This window comes from Oryzihumus sp., from assembly GCF_054325275.1.
This window is the reverse complement of the sequence record NZ_JBTCWL010000136.1, coordinates 1-1,689: the sequence shown is the minus strand read 5'-3', so window position 1 is coordinate 1,689 and position 1,689 is coordinate 1. Positions and strand designations below refer to the sequence as shown.

The window sequence follows — 1,689 nt, the reverse complement described above, 5'->3', positions numbered from 1 at the left end:
AAGGTCAAGCACCCCATGGACGCCGGGCAGAAGGGCCAGAAGGGCATCGAATGGTAAGCGTCCCGCGGGTCGTCGTCGCTGCGCCCGCCTCCGGCCACGGCAAGACCACCGTGGCCACCGGGTTGATGGCGGCGCTGCGCGCACGCGGGCACGTCGTGTCGGGCCACAAGGTCGGGCCCGACTACATCGACCCGGGCTACCACGCGCTGGCCACCGGACGCTCCGGGCGCAACCTCGACCCGGTGCTGACCAGCGAGGAACTCATCGTCGCGCTGTTCCTGCACGGCGCCCGCGGCGCGGACCTCGCCGTCGTCGAGGGGGTGATGGGGCTGTTCGACGGCCGCGCCACGACCTCGACCGGCTCCACCGCCCACGTCGCCAGGCTGCTCGGCGCACCGGTGCTGCTCGTGGTCGACGCCGCCGCCCAGGGCCGCTCGGTGGCCGCGCTCGTCGCGGGGTTCCGCAGCTACGACCCGCGGGTTCGGCTGGGCGGGGTCGTCCTCAACCGGGTGGGGTCCGACCGGCACGAGGAGATCCTGCGGGCCGCGCTCGCCGACCTGGGCGTGCCCGTGCTGGGGGCGGTGCGCCGGGACGACGCGGTCGCGACGCCGTCGCGGCACCTGGGTCTCGTGCCCGCCGCGGAACGCGCCGCGGAGGCGGTCAGTTCGGTCGCGCGGCTCGGTGACCTGCTAGCCCGGTCGATCGACCTGGACGCGGTGCTCGCGGTCGCCGGCGACGCCTCACCGCTCGCCGGGACGCCGTGGACGCCACCCGCGCTCGCCGAGGGCGCGGGGCAGCGTCCCGTCGTCGCGATGGCCGGTGGCGCCGCGTTCACGTTCTCCTACGCCGAGCACGCCGAGTTGCTGGCAGCGGCCGGGGCGCAGGTCGTGCCCGTGGACCCGCTGCGCGACGAGTCGCTGCCTGCCGGCACCGCCGCGCTCGTCCTCGGCGGCGGGGTCCCGGAGATGCACGCGCGCGCGCTCTCGGCGAACGAACGCCTGCGCGCGCAGGTCGCCGGGCTCGCCCGGTCGGGGGCACCCGTCGTGGCGGAGTGCGCGGGGCTGCTCTACCTGGTCCGCGAACTGGACGGCCAGCCCATGTGCGGCGTCCTCGACGCGACCGCCCGGATGACCCCCCGACTGACGCTCGGATACCGGGAGGCGACCGCGCCCTCCGATGCGCTCGTCCCGGCGGGCACGGCCGTCACCGCGCACGAGTTCCACCGCACCGTCGTCGAGCCCGGCGCCGGGGCCACCCCCGCCTGGTCGATGGGCTCGCAGCCAGAGGGATTCGTCGAGGGCGGGGTGCACGCGTCCTACCTGCACCAACACTGGGCTGCGCACCCGGAGATCGCCACCCGGCTGGTGCGCCGAGCCTGCCGGCACGCGGGGGTCGCCGCATGAATCGGCTGGTGGGGGTGGGCGTCGGGCCCGGCGACCCCGAGCTGGTGACCGTCAAGGCAGTACGGGTGATGCGCGACGCGGACGTCGTCCTCGTCCCGGTGCTCGCCGGGGACGAGCCGGGCCGGGCCGAGGCGACCGTGCGGGGGTACGTCCCGGCCGACCGGCTGCGCAGGGCGGTCTTCACGATGGACGAAGGCCGCGGCACCACCCCGCGCCGCGAAGCCGCCTGGGACGCCGCGGCAGCCGAGGTGCTTCGCGCCTTCGACGGCGGCGCGACAACGGTCGC

Annotated in this window: 2 protein-coding genes; both read left to right on the top strand. The window is 76.2% G+C overall.

Annotated elements, in window-relative coordinates:
- Positions 1–50 precede the first annotated feature (50 nt).
- A complete protein-coding gene (locus ACXVGS_RS19015; RefSeq protein ID WP_458538228.1) occupies positions 51–1,403 on the top strand; it encodes a cobyrinate a,c-diamide synthase in 1,353 nt (450 codons plus the stop codon).
- Positions 1,400–1,689, top strand: a 290-nt coding sequence (locus tag ACXVGS_RS19010; protein WP_458538227.1) for an SAM-dependent methyltransferase, incomplete at its 3' end; no start/stop codon positions are given. The genes ACXVGS_RS19015 and ACXVGS_RS19010, both read left to right, overlap by 4 nt.

What these genes read in the sequence shown, in the direction of transcription:
- ACXVGS_RS19015 (WP_458538228.1), top strand. Translation starts at nt 51, where the DNA reads ATGGTAAGCGTCCCGCGGGTCGTCGTCGCTGCGCCCGCCTCCGGCCAC.